A 21,219-nucleotide genomic window follows, 5' to 3' on the forward strand; every position below is an offset into this window, starting at 1 on the left:
TCGAGACAATCCTTCATTCGCAGGCTGTTGAAACACCTTTTACGTTTGGTTGCAAAAAAAAGAGGATGTGTCTCCACATCCTCCTTATTATGCCCTGTACACTATTTATTCGGCAGCTGCGACACATAGCTGTCCGACAGATGAAGCAGCTCAAGTGCTCGATTGTATTGCTCCTCCGATGTTCCCGCTTCCGACTCGCTATTGTCGAGCAAGAAGTAGTTCACGCCGTCCTCAAACCCGATGCCCGGCAGGAATACGTCCGTATCCGTAATGACCGAGCCGCTCGGCAAGAAATGCCGCATCGGCAGCAGGTTGGAGCTCTGATTGAGCAAATCCTGGCCAAAATGAATTTGATTGTCCAGCGACACGCCCGTCAAGTTCGCAACCGTCGGCAAAATATCGATCTGACCGCCGGTTTGCTCCATCACCGCTGGATACGTAACGCCTGGAGCATGCATAATCAGCGGGATTTTGAACATATCCGTATATCCGTATTCATGCCCGATCAATTCCTCGATCAGCTTCTTCTCGCTGCCGTCCAGCGAGTACAGCGGCAGCCCTTGATGGTCGCCGTACATTAACACAACGCTGTTATCCCACAGCCCGGTTTCCTTCAAGTCTGCGATAAACTGTCCAAGCGCATAATCGGCATAATTTTGCGCATGAATATAGTTGCCCACGAGCGTATCATCGTACTTGCTTGGAAGCGTCATACGATATTTCGATTCCGGAATGTGATACGGATGATGAGCGCTCATCGAAATAACCTGCGCGTAGAAAGGTTGTTCTTCTTGATCCATCTTCACAAGCTCGTCGATCGTCTTCGCATATAGAACCTCATCGGACGAGCCAAACGCTACGTGGTCCTCGTCGCCGAAGAAAGCCTGATCGTAGTAACGATCCCAGCCGAGCGCCTTATACAGCTCCGTGCGGTTCCAGAACTCGACCTTATTCGTATGGAACGTTGCCGTTGTATACCCATTCGCATGAAGCAGCTTCGGCAAGCTCGGAAGAGCTTTGTCTACATTATGTTGTGTGGCAGCCTCATGCTGAGGCACATAAAGCGACGTGTTGACTACGTATTCGGCATCCGATGTCGTTCCAGATCCGACCATCGTGTAGAAATGGTTATAGTGAAATTCTTCACTTACGAGCTTATTCAAATTCGGTGTAATTTCTTGACCGTCGATTTTCGCACCGATCAGGAAGTTTTGGAACGACTCCATCTGAAGAATAATGACATTTTTCCCTTTGGCCGCTCCCCAATATTTCGGGGTCTCCGCCTGCGTCACAGGCTGCTGAATGCCCTTCAGTTCGTCGATGGCTGCCTGGGAAATGTTCTCCATCTCCACCGGCTCCTCAGCCTCCAAGCTGTCAGCGAATATCGTGAACACCTCGTAATTAAGAATACCCATTTCATTCGCTTGCTTGCTTTCATTCATGCTGGCCCGGTTCGGCCACACGCTGAAGAGGCAAAGCGCGATCGATACGGCGAATACAATAGGCAGCACGGGTCCGCGGAACGTTTTCATGCTGATCGACTTGCGTATACGCACATGCTTCGGTCTCCACAAAATAACGGCAAGCACGATTATATCTAAGAATATGAGCAAATAATAAGGGTCCATCAGCGAATACGTGCTGTTGCCGACCTTAGTCACCTTATCGGCCTGGCTGAACGCATGATACGTGACGATGATGCCATAATATTTGTAATACATGAGTACGGTAAAATAGAGCAGCGTGAACATCAAGTTCACTATCATGTAATACAGCATCTTGCGTTTCTTGGCTAGCCATTCGATCAAGCAGAACACGATCCAGAAGAACGGAACCTCCGTTATGAGCATGTTCCATGAAGGACCCTCTTGGAATACGATGTCCCAAGCGAGAACACCCTTTAATATAAGAATAATTGTAAAATAAATAAATCTCCGATTGAGCAGTCTCATTAACATAGACAACTCCAGTCACCCCTTCCCATAGCATCAAGAAGAATACTCCTTTTTGAAGAGAAGGTAAATGGATGTTGCTGGATTGTGCGAAAAGATTCACAACCTTGCTGATTTTTACCGTTTGAGCTGGTTAGGGCTCGTATTCGCAACGGTTGCCAGCATTTTTTCGCTTTTTACCATCTCGGATTTGCATTGTTGGCATAGAGGCACGATGGAAAACGTGAAATTATCTCTCATCCATCCCGAACAGCTATCTCCCGTACATGACCAGATGGAGGTTAACTCTTCCGGCAAATCTTCCTGCAATCTCCTTCGAGAATAATACATAGGCATCCCTCTTCCTACTAGCAACAAATGTAGTAAAAAAAGAAATGCCCCAAACGATACGTTCGGGGCATTTCATTATTCCTTACAGTTTTACGACGTTTTCGGCTTGCGGTCCGCGGTTGCCTTGAACGACATTGAACTCGACGCGTTGGCCTTCGTCCAATGCTTTGTACCCGTCTCCAACGATTGCGCTAAAATGCACGAATACGTCGTTGCCGCCTTCGATTTCGATAAAGCCAAAGCCTTTTTCCGCGTTAAACCATTTCACTGTTCCTTGTTCCATTCTTATTACCACCTTTGATTGATTTACATGACCTTCTTATTTCAATATATAAGAACTTATAAGTTTTCACTTGTAAATGTGCTTATATATCTCCACGAAACGAGCTTTTGCCGCCAAAGGAAGGCGACAGCCGTTTACGCTTGTTTCAAACAAAAAATTCACATATCGTACTAGGTTATTGTTTCGAATGAATAACCCACTACGATATGTGAATTCGGTCACGCGTTCTATATATGGATTATACTCTATCCGGCCGATAATAGCTAATCCCAATGGTACCCATTGTAAAATATTTTATTTTTTACAAGCGTAGACGGCAACGGCTGTCGCTATGCACGAACCGCATCCGTTGATCGCTTCTATGAATCGGACTTTACGTAAATCTCATACGCCCACGGCGCCAAATCTACCGCATGCTCCGCTTGCAGCTCGACCGGCGCATCATCGCCGCCAAGCGTTAGATATGCACCTGCGGAAGCTCCAAGCTGGACGGTGCTTGTCACGCTGTCGGCGGACAGGTTCATGAGCACAATAACCGTATTGCCGTCCTTCGTGCGTTCGAAGGCAAGCAATCTGTCTTCCCCGCCCTCAAGCGAACGGTAATCTCCACCTGCGCTTCCATTCCACAGCGCCGGATTGTTGTGCTTCAAATCCACAAGCTGCTTATAGAACGGCTGCATGGATAGTTCATCCCATGTGATCTCGTCTTTATCGAAAAATAGCAGCCTTCTATTAAGACCCGCCTCCTGCCCCGAATAGATAAGCGGCATACCCGGGAGCGTGAAGCTTAGCGCCGTCATCGGCTTAACCGCATCCCCCAACCGTTCATACTCCGTCCCTATCCATGAGTTCTCGTCATGGTTGGACGTGAAGTTGAGCGCGTACGTGCCTGCAGGATAACTCGCAGCGAGCCGATCTGCGTACAGCGCGATCTGCTTCGCATTGCCCTGCCCTTTGGCCACTCGATTCATCATATTGTACAGCTGCCAGCCGTAATTGGCATTGAAAGCGCGGCTCAGCAGACTGATCTGCTGATCATCCTCCGCCAGCATATAGACCGGCTTCAGCTTCTCCAGTTCCAGCCGCGCCTGCTCCCAGAACGCTTTGGGCACGCCGCCGGCATAATCGGCGCGATAGCCGTCGATATCGAATTCGCTCACCCAATACTTCATGCCTTCAAGCATAGCTGCCTGCATGTCGGCATTGTCATAGTTCAGATCGGCGACATCCGCCCAGTTCGTACCCGGCGGCATCACGATATTACCCGCTTCGTCTTGCGTATACCAATCCTTGTTGGCCGTCCAAGCATGATCCCAGCCGGTATGGTTGGCTACCAAATCGAGCAGCACCTTAAATCCCATCTCATGCGCTTTGTCGACGAGCGCCTTGAAATCTTCATCGGTGCCGAATTCCGGATTAACCGCCTTGTAATCGTCCACCGCATAATACGAGCCAAGCGCTCCGTTCCGATTCGTCTTAGAGATCGGATGAATCGGCATGAACCATAAAATGTCCACCCCAAGCTCCTTCAGACGCGGCAGATGCTCCTCGAACGCCTTGAAAGTGCCCTCCTTCGTGTACTGCCGCACATTGACCTCGTACATGACGGACTTGGCCGCCCACTCGGGAACGGGTACCACTTGTTTCACCACGGCTGCCACCTCCTCACTTGGCTCCTTAGGCTGATCCGCATTTCCCGTTGAACAAGCAGACAACCCCAATAGCGAAGCGATCAACGGTAGAGCAATCAACCATTTCACTCTCCTTGGCATCGACTTCCCCTCCTTCACTGCCGTGAATAGAATCTATAATTGAAATGCCATGTCATCTCCAAATGGCATTTGCAGTCGACGCCATTACCCTTTGACAGAGCCTAGGGTGATTCCTTTGACGAAATACTTTTGCAGAAACGGATAAATAACGAGCAGCGGCAGCATGGAAATAAAGATTTTCGCCGCATTAAGCGTCTGGTTGGACAACACCGACATCCGCTTAACCGATTCTTCATCCATCCTCGTCGGATCGATTACGACAGCCACTTGCCGAATATACGATTGCAGCGGATAATGCTCGGATTTGTTCATAAGGACAAGCGCCTGGAAAAACTCGTTCCAATGGTACACGATCGTAAACACCATAATAGTAGCCAGCACCGGTACGGATAGAGGCAGGCAGATGCTGAACAAGATGCGCCATGGTCCGGCACCGTCGATCATCGCCGACTCTTCCATTTCCTTCGGCATATTGCGCAAATAGTTCATCACGAGGATGACGTTGAAGACGGGCAGGCCGCCGCCAAGCACGAGTCCCCAAATGTTATTCGTCATGCCAAGCGTTTGCATCGTCAAATACCAAGGCACCAAGCCGCCATTGAAGAGCATCGCGAAGACGAGCAGCCACATGATCATATTTCTTGGCCTAAACTCCTTCGGCGTCTTCGACAGCGGATAAGCCATCAATAAAATAACGAAGAATGCGATAGCCGTGCCGTACACAACCCTTTTCACCGAAGTGAAAAACGATTTGAAAAATTGTCCGTCTTCCATAATGGTCATATAGGAGCCCCACGTAAAGCCTTTCGGCCACAGGAACACTTGTCCCGCCGACGCTGCCGCCTTATCGCTTAGCGATATGGATAAGGTGTACCATATCGGAAGCAGGCACAGCAGCATAAGGATGATAAGCAATATGAGGTTCAGGCCGTTGAACACTCTGGAAAACACCGAACGTTCGGTTATCATGTCTCTTCACTCCCGCCCTTTAAAATATTCGATAATTCGCGAACCGGTAAGCCAGCGTATACGAAACCGAGATAAGAATAAGTCCGACAACCGATTTCAATAGCCCTACCGCCGTAGCGAGACCGTGCTGGAAGTCGATGAGACCTGCCCGGAACACCCACGTATCCACAATATCTCCCGTCGAGTAGACCGATGGATTGTACATATTGAAGATTTGATCGAAGCCCGCGTTCAAAATATTGCCCAGGCTGAGCGTAGCCAGCAAAGCAGCTACGGGGAGAATGCTCGGAATCGTAATTTTCGTAAGCCGCTTCCACTGCGAAGCACCGTCAATGGCTGCCGCTTCATACATCTCGGGATTGATAGAAGTAAGCGCAGCGAAGAAGATGATGGCGTTGAAGCCGAATTCCTTCCACACGTCGCTTCCGACGACAAGCGCCGGGAAGATCTTCGCGTCCGCGAAAAACAAGATCGGCTCGATCCCGATAGCGCTCAGGAGCTGATTAATGGGCCCCGAGTAAGAGAATATATCGAGCATCATGCCCGCTACGATTACCCATGACAGGAAGTGCGGCAGATAAACGATCGTCTGAACCGTACGCGTGAGCAAGCGGTTTTTCACTTCGTTCAGCATCAGCGCAAAAACAAGCGGAACGATCAGGTTGCCGACCATCTTCGCGAACGCGATAACGACCGTATTCCGGAAGATCAGCTTGCTGTCGTCCAGCTCGAACATATACTTGAAGTTTTCCAACCCGATCCATGGCGACTTCCAAATGCCCATGCCGGGATTGAACTCTTTGAACGCCGTTAAGACGCCGTACATGGGGTAGAGATTGAAGAAGATTAACCACAAGAGTCCGGGAATCAGCATGATGTAGAAATGTTTGGCAAAGCTTCTGTGTAACATTCTCTCTCCACTTCCCTTATTTGAAAGATAAAGACGGGCGACGAACGCCCGTCTTATTCCAATCACCTATTTCAATTCATTAACTTCTTCCGTAACTTTGTCGCCGCCTTGATCTTTCCACTTCGCTACGAACTCATCGAATGCGCTCAGATCGGCACTGCCCATAATGATTTTGAGGAACGTCTCGTCTTCAAGCTTCTTCAGATTCGTCCATCTGGATTCCATCGTTTTGGTCTGTGCTGTCGCGATACTGCGTACCCAGTTGATATCCGCGTCTACAAACGTCGAGCCGCCGTTCAGATGCGCATAGATGTGATTGAAGAAGCCGGCATCCGTCTTCTGATCGAAGTACTGGATATCGTAATTGTCTACCGGATCAAGCTTAACGGCTTTGGCGTGATTAGCCATTTCAAAAGCCCATCCGTAGTTGACATTGTCGAAGTCCTCAAGCTTGATTTCATCTTTCAAGAACTTGCGAAGGTTATTAACCGCGTATTCCAATTGATCGCCCGCGCCAAGGATCAGGAACAACGGTACCTGTTGGGACGTCATTTCCTTGCCTTCCGTCAGCGTCTTGAATTCTTCGTCCTTGCCCCATTTGTGAAGCGTCAGCATTTTGATAACAGCCTCTGGATGCTTAGCGTTTTTGCTGACAACAATGTAGTTGCTGCCTGTCGCTTGGTTAGAGTTGAACTTACCTGCTTCGTTAAGCGGAGCCGCATAAGGTCTCCAGTTCGCTTTCGGATCGTTAGCCATCGAATCCGTCAAGTTGTAAGCCGACCACCATGGGCCGAAGAAAATGCCGGTTTGGCCGCTTGCCACAACCTCGGCCGTCGATTTGCGAATGCCAAGCTCTTTATCCAAAATGCCGTTTGCGTACCAGTCCTTCATCATGCCGAGCGCTTTTTTCGTTTCTTCCGTCGTCGATCCGTATACCGCATTGCCGTCCTTATCCTTCACCCAGATACCTGGATACGCATCGTTGGCGAAGAACAACGGGGAGAAGTTATACCAATGGTCGGTTGAATTAAGGAAGTTGGAAGATAGCGAACCGCCTTGCTGCGTACCGACGATACCTACCGTGTTCTCTCCGCCCATCTTGTTGTCGATGAACGCTTTGGCGATGTTGCCAAGATCTTCGAGCGACTTCGGCGCTTCAAGCTTCAGACTGTCGAGCCAGTCTTTGCGAATCCAAGTGAGCGGCGCGGAAGGAAGCGTTGTCTCAGGCAATGCGTACAGCTTGCCGTCGAACGTTACGCTGTCCAGCAGACCCGGGTTGGAGTCGTAAACCGCTTTCAGCTCCGAGCTTGCATACTTACCGTATACTTCGTTAAGATCAGCCAATTGGCCCGCTTTGACCATTTGGCGAAGCTGCGTTTCATTGACGACCATCGCGTCAGGCAAGTCGTTACTGGAGATTGCGAGGCTCACTTTCTGTTGATAGTCATTGCCTGCAGCCGATTCCCATGCATGCTTCACGACGATGTTGTATTTATCTTTCAGCCAGCGAGTGTAGACGTTGTCCTCCGATGTATCGCTGCCGTCGAACTTATAGTTCGGGTCAATCGCGCGGCCGATGGAAACCTCGGTCGCCTCATCGAACTTCGCGAACGGATCGATGACCTCTTCCGTGACCGGTGCGTTAGTCGCTCCTCCGTTATTCGCCGGCGCATCCGTCGCTGCATCCGGCTTGTTGTTATTTCCGCTGCATGCGGCTACGCTAGCCGTCACGGTCATCATAGCCAAAATCGTTAATATGGCTTTCTTCATGTGAATCCCCCTTTGGTAATCGTCATTGTTTCCTTCGACAAACTCAATATAGCACGGGTACGTTCGGCCTCGAGATAGAGAGCATTCCGCAATCAGGGTAGAAATTTTCATTACCGCATAAAGAAACGCGCGAAAAATGTCTATCCTCTTTTCGCACGTTATCTACCCTCTATAGTTTCATTCTTTGGTTCTCGGGCATTTGCCTATACTCGCTTGGCAATACGCCGGCATGCTCGCGGAACAGACGGCTGAAATATTTCTCGTCGCTGTATCCGATCTGTTCGGCGATCCACTGAATCGTCTTGTTCGTGCTCCGCAAATATTCCTTCGCCCGCTCCATGCGGATTTCCCGCACATAATCGGTGTACGTCTGGCCCACGTACTGCTTGAAGCATTGGCTGAAGTAGCTGCCGCTCATATTCACCATCTGAGCGATCTCCGAAGACGAGATCGGTTCGCCAATGTTCTGCTGCGCGAGATTCATTGCCTTCACGATGCTGTTCTGAATTTCCGGGGAAAATAGCGGCTTGGCGCCCGCGCGGCTGATCCGCTCCCGCACCTCCGCAAGCCACCGCTCGAAGCTGAACCAGCTCGGAAAAAAATCCTCGATGGCGATCGGCTCCGTCAGAATCGCTTGATACAACCTGTTCCATTCGTCAGATAAGGAGTAGAAAATACGGGCCAGGCGTACCGGAGGCATCTTCAGCTCCTTCAGCTCGGATAGATGCGACCTGAACACTGCATCGTCATAAATCCAATCCGCCGCTCCCCACTTTTCCTTCATCTGATCGAGCGGAATACCGCTCGTTGCCTTGTCCCCATTCATATAGTTCGCCGCATCGATATGGTGCAAGCCATTCTCGGGCTCATAATCGTAGAAAAGATCCTTTTTGGCATATCCCCTAATCATTTGCATGATGGACTTATGGTCTATACCTTCCAGACCGCTGAATTGAATGCTGACCATATTCGTATTCGGCACAGTCGCCCGCGGCAGCGGTTCCGAGGTATACCAAATGCCAGGGCCTGCCTCCGCCGCGTTGCTAGTAATGGCTTGATCCGCCGATAGTTCCTCCGAGCCTGCGCTTAGCGCATAATACACATATAGATGACCGCCTGCTGGCGTCGCCATGTCCACCTGATGCTCGGCAGCAGCTTTCAATCCATCCTTGCGTTCCATCAGCTTGACGATCCTGCCGAGCACTTCCTCGAACTGCTCTTGCTCAAGCTGGGTTTTCGCTATATAGTCAATGGCCCCTAGGCGCAGCGCCTCCTGTATATATTCAAAATCCTGATGCAGCGACAACACGACGATCTGCACCGAAGGGAATCTCTCCCGAACGATTCGCATGAGCTCGATACCGGACATGACCGGCATGGACAAGTCCGTCATCAACAGATCAATGGGATTCAACTCCATAAACTTGAGCGCGTTTTCTCCGTTATTCGCCTCGCCTACGATCTCCATGCCGAATTCCTGCCATGGCATCGAGGATATGATGCCTTTACGCACAAGCTTGTCATCGTCCACGATTAATAATCGGATCATAAGGGGTGCTCACCTCCTGGTGCTGGTGCTTCTATGGCGGCATGCGACTCAGAATCGGCGGCAGCGGCAGGCAATGGTAGACGTACGGAAACGATCGTTCCTTTACCCTGCTCGCTCTTTATCTGAAGCTTGGACTCAGTGCCGTAATTGGCCTTTAGAATCCGCTTCACGTATTTCATGCCGATCCCCATTCCAACCTTATCGCTTACTTCTGTATCGTCGTCCAAAAGCTGATCAATCATCTCTTTCGTCATGCCCGCTCCGTTATCTTGAATCGTAATGAGAAGTCCGTCCTCCTGGAGCATCACGCCGACATAAATATAGCCGTCGTCGCTCACTCCGTGATAGAGAGCGTTCTCCACCATCGGCTGCAGCAGGAAACGAGGGCTCGGCAGCCCTAAGCTCTTCTCGTCCACGTCGATATCGACATCGAACTGGAAGTCATAACGAATTTGCTGCAGCTGCAAATATTCCTTAAGCGCATCAATCTCGTTGCCGATCGTGGACGTCTCGCCCATCTTGCCGAGATTATAATAGAGCAGCTTGTTCAGGCTGAGCACAAGCTTGTCGATATCCTTCTGACCATTCATGACGGCAAGCCAGTGAACCGTATCGAGCGTATTCATCAAGAAATGCGGATTAATTTGATACAACAGCTTCTCTACCTCCAGGTCGGCTCTACGCTTCTCCTTCTGCTCCACTTCCTCGTAGAGCGCCCAGATCTTCCGTTTCATGCTGCGCGTCTGGTATAGCAAATAATCGAATTCCGGGATATAGGTCTGCTCCTTATGCTCGCCCTCATTCGAATGAATGAGCGACTTTATCTCCCGGTGGAACTTATCGAGCGGCCGATAGACCATCTTCCACAGCAGCCAAGCAAAGAACAAAGCCACAATAATGAACAAGAAGAAAATACCCGATATTTGAAGAAGCCATCGGTTTCGCTCCTGATTGAGCTCCTTCTCAGGAACGACGGATACGATGCTCCACCCCTGATTGCTTACTTCCTTGTTCCAAAAGTAACCGCCGGAATAGCCGGATAACACATTCGGATTCGTCTCCGGGAATAGGCGCTGCACGGCAAAAGAGTCCGATACTTCACTGAATGCAATCTTTCCCGTTGGATCAAGCAGCAGCAAGCGGCGCGAGCTTTCCTTCCGATTCTGCGGAGCGAACAAAGAAGTAAGCGCATTTCGGCCTGACTCAATGTATAAATACATATCTTTATCCGGCAAATTAACCTTACGCATAATACTGAACACATATTGATTAATCGAGCCATTGTAGCTGATATGGGGTCCATAATACGTGATCTCCGAATATTGAGCCAAGATCGGCAGTTTATCCGTTTGGAAATCGCCGCGAACGCGGAAGTTCTCGAAGTCGTACTCCTTATTCTCGGCATCGTAATACATCAGCAAGCCGATATTCGGATTCGAAAACGTAATATTGTTCAATTCGCTCCGAATTTCATTGTTCAATCGCAGCTTCTCGTATGGCTCCTGTTCCGTCTCGAGCTCTTCAAGCCGCTTAATCGTGCCTCCGCCATAAGCAAACTGCTGCGATACGTGATTGAGATTGTTGAGCGCATTCTCCAGCGTCAACAGGTCCTGCTTCAGATTGCTCTGCAGCGCGCTCTCCACCTTATTGCCAATGATGGAATCGATCGTGTAAAACGATATGAAACCCAAACAGATGAATGGGGTTAAACTGCTTATCAAAAAGATAAAAATAATTCTGTTTTTGAACGTTACATTGTTTAATCGTTTCATTCGCATAAGTGTGGAAATACCACCCTTTCCTGTACGAATCATGCTGAATGGGTACAATACCCGCTAATGATATCATAGCTTGAAACGATGTGGATGAGGTATGAAAATCATACGGAATGAGGGGGACAATTTTTAATACATGTAGTTTTCATATATTTCCTGATTGCAATTAATCGCCCATTAACAAATGAGCACTATACTGACCGTAATGCCGCACATTATATTTGGAAAAGGAATGATATGTCGTGGGAATTCATACGTATTTTCAATCTCTTAACGATCTCGAACGTATTATTCGTTGTCCAGGGAAATTTAAATTCGAAGAGCACAGCGTATCCGCTCATTCTTGGAAGGTTGTCCAATACGCCAAGACGCTCGCCGACATCGAGGAAAGCAATGGCGTGGCGATCGACTGGAAGAAGCTTTACGAAATTACGAGCAGCCATGACTATGGCGAAATCTTTATCGGGGATATCAAAACGCCCGTCAAGCATTCTTCGCTGGAGCTTCGCGGCATGCTGCAGCAGGTAGAGGAAGGTATGATTGCACTCTTTATTGAGGAAAATATTCCGGAGGAGTTCAAGCCGATCTTCTTCAGACAGCTGCGCGAAGGCAAGGACGACTCCGTCGAAGGGCTCATTCTTGAAGTGGCCGATAAGCTCGATCAGGTATACGAAGCTTTGACCGAATTGCAACGAGGAAACACCGAGAAAGAATTTGTTATCATGTACCGCGAAGCGCTTATTAAGATTAAGAAAATAAAGCTGCATTGCGTGGATTACTTTTTGGAGCATATCTTGCCGGATATTGTTAACGAAAGCTCTCATTCTCCTATCGATATTAAGAAAATTACGAATGAGGCTTTGGGAGCTTAACCTTACCGCGAACGATGACGAACTTCGCGTTGTCCGTATGATTCGCTCCCATCTCCACCAGCGAGAAGCCTTGGACGGGAGCTATTCTTTATGGAAGCAAGCGATATTGCTGTTCTAGCTGTTGCAGCGTATGGCCAAAATGGCCATTACATGCCGTTAATCGCTCGTCGATCTCTTCGGGCGGGAGTCCGAATTTATGCATTAGAATCGCGATGCGCGCATCGCCGTTTGCCTGTTGAACTAGCCCTTGAGCCGTCCCTTCGTCTACTTCGATCGCTTGCATCACCATATTGACGACACGATTTCGCAATTTCTCATTGGTCGCCTGTACATTGACCATCAGATTGCGGTATACCTTTCCTAAACGAATCATCACCGTCGAGGAAATCATATTGACGACCATCTTCTGGCTTGTGCCTGCCTTGAGCCTGGTAGAGCCTGCAATGATTTCAGGTCCGACTTGTATTTCGATCGGATAATCGGCTTCCTCTCCGAGCGGCGTTCCTACGTTGCATACAATTGCCACCGTCAGCGCACCTATTCGTTTTGCTTCCCTAATCGCGCCCAGCACGTACGGCGTCGTTCCGCTTGCGGCCAATCCAACGAACACATCCTTGTCCGAAAGCCTCTCCCTGGCATCAAGCTTACCGACCTCCTCATCATCCTCGGCGTCTTCAACCGCCTGGAACATGGCCTCTTGACCGCCTGCGATGACAGCATTGAACAGCTCCCGGTCAACGCCGAACGTCGGAGGACACTCCGTAGCATCCAAACTGCCGATGCGGCCGCTAGAACCTGCCCCGAAATAATATAGCTTTCCGCCACTCTCTAGTCTCGCAACAATGTGCTCAATCGCTCTCTCAATATGAGGAAGCGCCTCTTTCACTCGCAAAGCTACGGTCTGATCCTCCTCGTTCATGAGGCGGATAATCTCGCCTACGGGCAGCTGATCCAGGTGCCGGGATCTGCCATTGCTCTGCTCAGTCAATAACGATGACGTTTCTTGCTGCATCTTGACTCCTCCTACTGTTAGGCCAGCTTAAGTTCAATAGAAAATATGCCTCCACGCTATGAAATGAAGCTACAGCCTCAGCGAGCTTTCAATAATCTTCCCGGTTGCCGGGCTAGCAAGTCCCGCTTCATGCAGCGCCAAATAATAGGCGCCAACGGCGGGCGGGAGCGTCAGCAGACGGCACTCTCCTGCCTCCTCATCACGCTGCTGCAAGGCCGCTATGAATGCGGAATAGAAATAGGGAGCCGAGAACAAGCCTCCTGCCGCAATAACAGGGAGGCTGTCATCCCCCAGCCTCTTTCGAACGGCACGGACCAGCTCGCTAAGCTCGCAGGCGGCTTCAGCAACGATTGTCTCGGCTACGGAATCGCCTTTCATCGCCGCATGGATGACGATATCGGACAGTGCCGCCAGCTCTCGGCGCATAGCAGGATGGCCATAAAGCCAATCAACTAGCGCCTCTGGTTGATCCAGTTCAAGCCTTGCAAGCACAGCTTCGGTCATGGACGTTGCCGGACCGCGCCCATCATAATGACGCATGACGGCCTGCAGCGCCTTTCGCGACAGCTCGAAACCGCTGCCTTCATCGCCGAGCAAATATCCCCATCCTCCCGCTCTCTCCTCGCTGCTTTCAGGGGAGAGACGGCCATAGGCGATAGAGCCGGTTCCGGCTATCAATACAATACCGGACTGTCCCCAAGTACCGGCAGCCCATGCGGCGGCGGCGTCGCTCTGCACAACGATTCGAGTTTCACGGGAGAAGTAGGGAGTCATGAATTCCTTCATCGCGGCTTTGTCGCTCGGACGGTGTCCGCCCGCTAAGCAAAGCGATAGACCGGCTACATCCATCATTGAGGCGCCGCATCGGGCTAGAGTCTCCTCTAGCAATTGAAGCAGTATAGCCTCCGTCTCTGCACGGGTGCTTGATTTGACGTTGGTAGCCCCGCCATAACCCACATGTTTTACTTGACCCGTACCGTCCCCGATGACGCATACAGTCTTAGAGCCGCCGCCGTCAATGCCAATATATAGACTCTGCTCCGGTCTTGTCATGCTCTTGCACCTCTTTGCCGTACATTTATTTCTTCCGCCTTACAGCCTGCTTCGTACGGTCTAGCGAGGCAATGCTTTCCTCATAGCTGCCCGCAACCATACCGACGTACAAGATATCGATAACGTTTAATTGGGCGATACGGGAAGCCATCGCTCCGTTCCGAAAATTCTGATCGATCGTGCTCGTGAAGAGCGGTATATCCGACATATCGGCGATCGGACTATTGCCGAATTGGGTTAAGGATATCACTGCCGCGCCGTTCGCCTTGGCGACCTGAAGCGCATACAGCACCTCTTCCGTACGACCGGAATGCGATATGCCAAGCACGACATCTTGGTCTGTCAGATTGGCGGCGATAATCGCCTGGATATCTCCGCTTGCTCCAAGCTCGCACCATTTGTTAATGCGCGAGGCTTTAAGTTGAAAGTCCTCCGCTACCAGCGCAGTCGGACCGATGCCGAATACCCCAATCTTTCGCGCCTGCAGCAGCTTCCCAACAGCTTGGTCGACAGCTTCCGGCGATAACACCGTAAGCGAATCCTGTACGGACTTCAGATTACTGCCGCTCACCGAGGAGATAAGCTCCTCCGTCGAGCTTCCGACTTGAAACTGCTGGTATTCCTCCTGCTTCGTATCGGAAAGAGCCAGATCAGCCGCAATGCGCAGCTTCAATTCCTTGAATCCCTTGCATTTCAACGAACGGGACAGCCTGACAATAGTCGCTTCCCCGACCTTCGTCTTCTGCGCCAAGCTTTGGACGGAAATATTAACAACCTCGTTCGGATGATCCAGTATATATTTGGCTGCCTGCTTTTCCATCGAAGATAAGGAATCGTAAGCGCCTTCTATGCTCATTAATATCCCTTTTAGCGTCACTCTGCTTCCACCGCCTTTCCTCTTCCTAATATCATTAGCTTTTCATACCCGTAAGCGCAATCCCCTCTATGAAAAAACGTTGCAGAAGCAAAAAAAGAACAACAAGGGGCAATAGAGCCATGAAGGCTGCCGCCATCATAAGCGGGTATTCGGTTGAAAATTCACCAACGAAGCTAGCTACCGCCAGCGACAATACACGCATCTCGTCAGAATTCGTCAGGATGAGCGGCCAAATGAAGTCATTCCAAGACGCAATCAGCACGAAGATTGCCAGCGCCACGAGCCCGGAACGAGACAGCGGCAGATACAGACTCCAATAGATTCGGAAATAAGAGCTGCCGTCAATCTGAGCCGCTTCGCCCAGCTCCCGAGGAATAGATAGGAAAAACTGACGAAGCAGAAAAATCCCGAACGCGCTCGCAAGCCCCGGAACAATAAGGGCATTATACGAATCCAGCCATCCGAGCTCCTTCATCAGTACAAATGTAGGAATAATGACAATCTGGCTCGGCACCATCATATTGGAGAGGATAATGAAAAACAACGTGTTCTTACCTGGGAAGGACATTGTCGCAAACGCGAATGCCGCAAGCGAGCAGAAGAACAACTGCCCTACTGTCTTGGACAGCGCCACGACAACGGTATTGAAATAATAACGGATATAATCGGTTTTCGCGAATACCTCCGCAAAGTTAGACCACTGGATCACATCCGGCAACAGCTTCGGAGGCGTCAGCATCGACTCCTCGAACGTCTTCAATGCGGTGTCAAGCATCCATAAGAACGGAACAAACATGAGGAACGCGCCTGCGATCAGAATGATATGGATCGTGACCTTGCTTGCCATTCGGTTCATCTTGTCGCCTCCTTTCTATTGATAGTGAACCCATTTTTTCTGAAGCGCGAATTGTACCAACGTGAACGCCAAGATAGCAGTGAATAGAACGACAGCCTGCGCCGATGCATAGCCCATTCGGAATAGAACGAAACCTTGATCATAGATCGTATAGACAATAGAACGGGTCGAATTCAGCAGCATGGGGTTCGGTCCCGAAGTACCGGTCGTGCCGCCTGTCATAACGAATACATAGTCGAACAGCTGCAAGCTGTTTATTAAAGCAATCAGCAGGACGAAAAACAGACTTGGCGTCAGCAGCGGCAGCGTGATGCGGAACAACTGATACCACTTCGACGCTCCATCCATTTCGGCGGCTTCGTAATAGGTTGCGGATATGCCTTGCAGACCTGCGATCAAAATAATCATATAGTAACCCACCGTCGACCAAATCGAGACGATGACGATGGATAACATGGTCATCGATGGATCGGACAACCAGTTCGGCTGCGGCAGATGAAGCAGTCCCAATACGTAATTGACAGGACCGAACTCCGCATTAAGCAGCCACTTCCAGATCAGTCCCACGGCTGTTGACATCGTAACAACAGGGACAAAATAAAGGGTGCGGTAGAGCGACAATCCCCTTATACGCTGATTCAGCAGTATCGAAGCTACCGTAGCCAGTCCGATCGATACCGGTACGCTAATTACAGTAAAGTAAACGGTATTTCGAATCGACTGAATAAACTCAGTGTCACGAAACAGCGCTGCGAAGTTATCCAAACCTACGAAGATCGGCTTTGTTAATCCGTTCCATTCCGTGAAAGACAGCACAAGGGATGCAGCCGCCGGAAGCAAGTGGAACAAGGACAGCCCAAGCAGCGCAGGCGCGATGAACAGATACGCCCATCTCATTTCCAATTTTCGTTTCATCCGCTCACCTACCCGATCGGAAACCGAAGGCGCTTGGCTGCTCCCTTCGGCTCCTTTAATCTCATTGCTATTTATCTCTGCTCAATATTTCGTTCATCTGCCGTGCGGCTTTGGATAGAGCCTCTTCGACCGGAACAGTCCCGGTTAATGCTTCCGTAATGGATGCCGCCATTACCTTCTGCCATTCGGACGTGTTCTGCGATACCGGATAAGCTACCGCATCCGGGAGGGATACGACGAACGCTTTCATGTCCAAGGATGGAATCGACTGCGCCCACAGATCGACATAATCCGTATAAGCGGGGAAGTTGATCGCGTTTTTCCCCAGAAGCTCCTGACCCGCTTTGCCAGCCAGCAGATTCAGCAGTTCCCATGCCTCCTGCTGATGCTTGGACTGCTTATTAATGACCCAGCTGGAGCCATGCACATAGAAACCGCTCTGCTCTCCGCTTGGAAGAACCGTTACCCCCAGCTTGTCGCCGAGCAACTTGTTTAGATTAAAGGCATCGAACGAACCTCCCGGATACATGGCCGCGTTGCCAGAGCCGAAGATTTGCAGCGCTTCCGTTTCCAATTGCTGCTGCGCGGAAGGAGAAATGCCCTGATCCATCAAATCCTTCATGAATTGAATCGCCTTGATCGTGCCCTCGGAATCCAGTCCCGACGTCTTTTTATCGGCGCTGATCACACTGCCACCCGCTTGATGGATGAGAGGATAGTAGCCGGTTTGATCTGCGTTTACCGCAATATAACCGTATTTGTTAGCGGCTTTATCGGTCAATAGGGCAGCTTTCTCCTTCAGCGTGTCCCATGTCCAGCTTTCATCCGGATACGGAACGCCTGCTTGATCGAACAGCTCCTTGTTATAGAACAATCCGATAGAGCCGAGGTAGAACGGAATGCCATAAGCATGTCCATCAAGCTTGTACAGCTCATTGATGCCTTGCGGATATACCGAAGTGTCCACTCCGTCTTTCTCAATAAGCGGTTGCAGGTCTGAGAGCAAGCCGAGCGATGCGAATTTATTGAAGTTCGGTCCGTTCATCATGAACAGATCGGGACCCTCGCCTCCGACGAGACTCGATTGCGTCTTTGTCCAATAATCCTTGACTGGCGTTATCGTAACTTGCACATCCGCCTCAGGATGATCCTGCTTATAAATCTCAATTACCTGATTGACGGTATCCTTCAGCTTCTCGTCCCAGATGGCGAGGTTCAGCTTAAATTTCTCCTTGCTGCCCGTGTTCTCTTGTGCGGCTTCCGTACTTGCCGGTTCCGCTTGATTCTGCGCCGCGCCGTTATTGCTGTCCGTTCCTCCGCATCCCGCCAGAATCACGCTGAGCATAGAAACCAGGAATACGATTATTAGTGCCTTCTTCATTTTCATTCCCTCCGTAATGGTTCAGTTTCTTCAAGCACAGCTTCCAGCGGTCTGGTCAGCGGGTTCATTTGTAATAATGTTTCATTTTGTATTATTATTAATGTAACATTATTTCATATTGAGCCAAAAAATATGAACTCGCTTGATGAACTTTATTTTATTCATACTTAACCAACCTGTCAAGTGTGAATTAAAACAATAAAACAGAAAACCCGACCCTGAGAGGTCGGGTTCATCCTATTAAGGTTGTATCATCAGCCCTTGCTGGCAGCTTCCTTCGGCGTTTCGATGACATCGTCCTTCGTATCGGAGACGAGCTCCTTCGCTGATGACTTGAACTCATGCAGCGTCCGACCGACTGCGCGGCCGAGCTCCGGCAGTTTTGAAGGTCCAAATATGATGAGTACGACGACCAAAATCATCAGCAATCCCGGTAATCCAATATTTTGCAGCATATAATCATTTCCCCTTCCTCGTCTTGGGTTAGATCGGGCAACTGCCCGTCGGTCAATCCTGGTTATGCGGTGTCGGGTAAGCGGCGACCGCTTCGATCTCGATCAGCCAATCGGCGCTCACAAGTCCCGCGACGCCTACCGTAGAACGGGCCGGCTTTGTCGGATTTTCTTTGGTATTAAAAAACTTCGCGTATGCGTTGAACCAACCTGTATAATCGAACTTGCCCTGCAGAGCCGCGTCCGGCGTAACGTAAACACGCAGATAGATGACATCCTTCAGCGACAGTCCTTGATCCTGCAATTGTTTTTCAATATTTTTCATGATGCCTTCCGCTTGTTTCTCCGTATTTCCGTAACGCTCGTAAATGGTTTTGCCATCCTTGTTCAGCAGAGGCGGCACTGTACCGCTCGTGGAGAACGTCGCGGAGCTGGCAGGGAGCGCTACCGCGCTTGCGATGGACGAGCTGGGGCTGCCGTAAAATTCGGGCTCGTGTATCGGAGTTAACGGGAATTTATTCGGCGTTACAGTTGCTGCGTACACGGATGCACCGATGAAGCAGGACAGAATCGCTGTCCCGATCAATACTTTGATATTGCGCTTGATCGCCATAGGTATGAATCCCTCCAACTTATTAATAAGTATAATTGCCTTGTCCTAGCGATTTCCTTCCCTACTCCTTCATGACTCGTTGACTGATGTCGGTAACGACTGCTCTAGCCGACTCAATGCCGCCTGCCATCCATGCCGTGACGTAACTAATATGTTCTCCGGCCAAGTACACTCTGCGGTCGGGTTTGCAGAGCGTAGGATAGACGGTATTCCGTTGATCGCCGGAATAGCCTACCCAGCCCCCTTCGTTATACTTGATCTTCTTCCAATCGATGGAGAACGACGCTTCGAATTCCTTGTGGTATTGAGGATGGATCTTTGCACCCTGAGCCAGGGCATGCGTCTCGCGCTCCTGATACGACATCGCACCAAGCTTGTCCGCGCTGCCGCCGAACGCATAATAGCCGAGTAACAACCCCTTCTTCTGCATATAACCGGTAGGAGGATAATAGATGGACGAAATATCCATGTTAGTCAGCGTGTTGCCGCCGTAAATCTGATCGTCTTCCTCCCAGAAGCGACGCTTGAATTGCAAGCCGATTTTACCAGCAGAGGCATAACCGATGCTATCGATCGCATTTTTCATCTCCGGCGAGAAGTCCGCTTTAATTTTCTTCAGAACCGGCAATGGAATCGTACAGATACAGTAGTCGCCTTCTACATTCTGGTATCCGCCTGTGGCCAAATTTTTGTACGTAACCGTGACACCCTTCTCGCTTTGCTTGATCTCCGATACTTCGGAATGAAAACGAATCTTGCCTTGAAGCCGTTTCTCGAACGCCTTCGGAATGGCATCCATGCCGCCTACCGGGTGGAACATCATCATTTGTTGGTCGTAGCCGTATTCGCTGCTCAGATAGTTGCCGAATCCGGAATTCAGGATCGCTTTCATGCTGAATGGATCGCGGATGACGCCGGCATCCAAGCGAGCCCCAGGCTCATCCTTATACCCGCCCCTCGACGAACCTTTATAGAACAGATCGGCATCCAATCCACCTTCCGAGCGAAGGTAAGCAACCAGCTTCTCCTTCTCGTCGGCAGTCAGCGGCATGTCCAGCGCGTTCTGATTCACGGCCTTCGCCATCAGCTCGCTTACATATCCACGCACGTCAGCCTTTGCCTCTCGTTTACGAACCTTCTTGCCAGAGAGCTCCCCGACGTTCTCGTTATAATAATAAGCATGGTCATTAACGTTGTTGAACGGCTCGATCGGAATACCGAACTTGCGGATGTATTCCATCGTGACGTGGAACTGCGGTATTCGCATCGGACCGCCGTTCAAGTAAAGTCCGTCGGAGAACCTCGCAACCTGCTTCGTTCCTCCGATTTCAGTAACCGTCGTACCGCGGCGCACCGACCAGATTCGTCCTCCTGATCGCGCACGGGCTTCCAGAATGGTGCAATCGAATCCAGCTTGGCCAAGCTCGTAGGCCGCCGTCATGCCGGCGATGCCCGCCCCGAGAATGACAATTTTTTTACCTCCGCGATTGCTCATCGACAGCGCGTTTTTGTCAGGCGGCTCGTACTCTGCCGCTTTCAGCGTCTCGGGCGACAATAACCCCAGCGTGCCCATGACGCTGAACACCGCAGCGCCTCCCCCGAGCTTCCCTACCGTACCCAGAAACTGGCGCCTCGACATCTCGTTTGGCGTTTTATTCGACTCCATTCGTCTCCACTCCATTCTTCAGCATCGATGTGCTTTGTCCACCACACAACGACAAGATAGCATGGACGATTGGCAGTTTTCTATTTTTGTGTTAGAAAGTCTGACATAAATCATTTTTGGCATATTGTGAAACTACGATAAATTTTACGAATATAGGCTAGTTATCCTAGATTTACAGCCTAATAAATACCAAATACCAAATTACTAGTTCA

At 50.1% G+C, this 21,219-nt stretch carries 19 protein-coding genes; 1 reads left to right on the forward strand and 18 read right to left on the reverse strand.

Features of this window, described 5'->3' with window-relative positions; genetic code table 11:
- Positions 1 to 101: 101 nt before the first annotated feature.
- The 9 genes from AC0YN0_RS17725 to AC0YN0_RS17765 form a co-directional block, all read right to left on the reverse strand.
- A complete protein-coding gene (locus AC0YN0_RS17725; RefSeq protein ID WP_475822530.1) occupies positions 102 to 1,958 on the reverse strand; it encodes an LTA synthase family protein in 1,857 nt (618 codons plus the stop codon).
- Between the two features lie 111 nt (positions 1,959 to 2,069).
- On the reverse strand, positions 2,070 to 2,288 hold the full coding sequence (locus AC0YN0_RS17730; protein WP_475822438.1) for a cold-shock protein: 219 nt from the start codon (positions 2,286 to 2,288) through the stop codon (positions 2,070 to 2,072).
- 76 nt (positions 2,289 to 2,364) lie between these two features.
- Positions 2,365 to 2,565 carry a cold-shock protein gene (locus AC0YN0_RS17735; RefSeq protein ID WP_337103502.1) on the reverse strand — a complete coding sequence of 67 codons (201 nt, stop codon included), beginning with the start codon at positions 2,563 to 2,565 and terminating at the stop codon, positions 2,365 to 2,367.
- 359 nt (positions 2,566 to 2,924) lie between these two features.
- Complete coding sequence (locus AC0YN0_RS17740) at positions 2,925 to 4,337, reverse strand: alpha-amylase family glycosyl hydrolase (protein WP_475822439.1); 1,413 nt, start codon at positions 4,335 to 4,337, stop codon at positions 2,925 to 2,927.
- An 84-nt stretch (positions 4,338 to 4,421) separates the two neighbouring features.
- Positions 4,422 to 5,306: a carbohydrate ABC transporter permease gene (locus tag AC0YN0_RS17745; protein WP_475822440.1), complete on the reverse strand. Its 885-nt coding sequence runs from the start codon at positions 5,304 to 5,306 to the stop codon at positions 4,422 to 4,424.
- 19 nt (positions 5,307 to 5,325) lie between these two features.
- Complete coding sequence (locus AC0YN0_RS17750) at positions 5,326 to 6,216, reverse strand: ABC transporter permease (RefSeq protein WP_475822441.1); 891 nt, start codon at positions 6,214 to 6,216, stop codon at positions 5,326 to 5,328.
- A 66-nt stretch (positions 6,217 to 6,282) separates the two neighbouring features.
- On the reverse strand, positions 6,283 to 7,986 hold the full coding sequence (locus AC0YN0_RS17755) for an extracellular solute-binding protein (protein ID WP_475822442.1): 1,704 nt from the start codon (positions 7,984 to 7,986) through the stop codon (positions 6,283 to 6,285).
- Between the two features lie 169 nt (positions 7,987 to 8,155).
- Entirely contained in the window at positions 8,156 to 9,535 is a 1,380-nt protein-coding gene (locus tag AC0YN0_RS17760; protein WP_475822443.1) for a helix-turn-helix domain-containing protein, read from the reverse strand.
- The gene (locus AC0YN0_RS17765) at positions 9,532 to 11,313 is read right to left on the reverse strand and encodes a sensor histidine kinase (RefSeq protein ID WP_475822444.1); all 1,782 of its coding nucleotides are present in this window, start codon (positions 11,311 to 11,313) and stop codon (positions 9,532 to 9,534) included. Before AC0YN0_RS17765 ends, AC0YN0_RS17760 begins: the two co-directional genes overlap by 4 nt.
- 239 nt (positions 11,314 to 11,552) lie before the next feature.
- Between AC0YN0_RS17765 and AC0YN0_RS17770 the strand changes: the two genes are divergently transcribed.
- Positions 11,553 to 12,182, forward strand: coding sequence for a YfbR-like 5'-deoxynucleotidase (locus tag AC0YN0_RS17770; protein ID WP_442052296.1), 630 nt, complete (start codon positions 11,553 to 11,555; stop codon positions 12,180 to 12,182).
- Between the two features lie 88 nt (positions 12,183 to 12,270).
- Here AC0YN0_RS17770 and murQ read toward each other — a convergent pair whose 3' ends face one another.
- From murQ to AC0YN0_RS17815, 9 genes are all read right to left on the reverse strand, one after another.
- On the reverse strand, positions 12,271 to 13,194 hold the full coding sequence (murQ, locus tag AC0YN0_RS17775; protein WP_475822445.1) for an N-acetylmuramic acid 6-phosphate etherase: 924 nt from the start codon (positions 13,192 to 13,194) through the stop codon (positions 12,271 to 12,273).
- Positions 13,195 to 13,263: 69 nt separating this feature from the next.
- Positions 13,264 to 14,247 (reverse strand): N-acetylglucosamine kinase, encoded by a 984-nt coding sequence (locus AC0YN0_RS17780; protein ID WP_475822446.1) that lies wholly within the window; start codon positions 14,245 to 14,247, stop codon positions 13,264 to 13,266.
- A gap of 25 nt (positions 14,248 to 14,272) precedes the next feature.
- Positions 14,273 to 15,124, reverse strand: coding sequence for a MurR/RpiR family transcriptional regulator (locus AC0YN0_RS17785; protein ID WP_475822447.1), 852 nt, complete (start codon positions 15,122 to 15,124; stop codon positions 14,273 to 14,275).
- A gap of 34 nt (positions 15,125 to 15,158) precedes the next feature.
- On the reverse strand, positions 15,159 to 15,980 hold the full coding sequence (locus AC0YN0_RS17790) for a carbohydrate ABC transporter permease (protein WP_475822448.1): 822 nt from the start codon (positions 15,978 to 15,980) through the stop codon (positions 15,159 to 15,161).
- 15 nt (positions 15,981 to 15,995) lie between these two features.
- Complete coding sequence (locus AC0YN0_RS17795; protein ID WP_475822449.1) at positions 15,996 to 16,895, reverse strand: carbohydrate ABC transporter permease; 900 nt, start codon at positions 16,893 to 16,895, stop codon at positions 15,996 to 15,998.
- 67 nt (positions 16,896 to 16,962) lie between these two features.
- On the reverse strand, positions 16,963 to 18,276 hold the full coding sequence (locus AC0YN0_RS17800) for an ABC transporter substrate-binding protein (protein ID WP_475822450.1): 1,314 nt from the start codon (positions 18,274 to 18,276) through the stop codon (positions 16,963 to 16,965).
- Positions 18,277 to 18,530: 254 nt separating this feature from the next.
- Positions 18,531 to 18,731, reverse strand: coding sequence for a twin-arginine translocase TatA/TatE family subunit (locus tag AC0YN0_RS17805; RefSeq protein WP_475822451.1), 201 nt, complete (start codon positions 18,729 to 18,731; stop codon positions 18,531 to 18,533).
- Positions 18,732 to 18,783: 52 nt separating this feature from the next.
- Positions 18,784 to 19,341, reverse strand: a complete 558-nt coding sequence (locus tag AC0YN0_RS17810; RefSeq protein WP_475822452.1) for a RidA family protein — start codon at positions 19,339 to 19,341, stop codon at positions 18,784 to 18,786.
- Positions 19,342 to 19,402: 61 nt separating this feature from the next.
- Complete coding sequence (locus AC0YN0_RS17815; RefSeq protein ID WP_475822453.1) at positions 19,403 to 21,007, reverse strand: flavin monoamine oxidase family protein; 1,605 nt, start codon at positions 21,005 to 21,007, stop codon at positions 19,403 to 19,405.
- Positions 21,008 to 21,219 lie beyond the last annotated feature (212 nt).

Source organism: Paenibacillus sp. J22P218 (genome assembly GCF_056269195.1).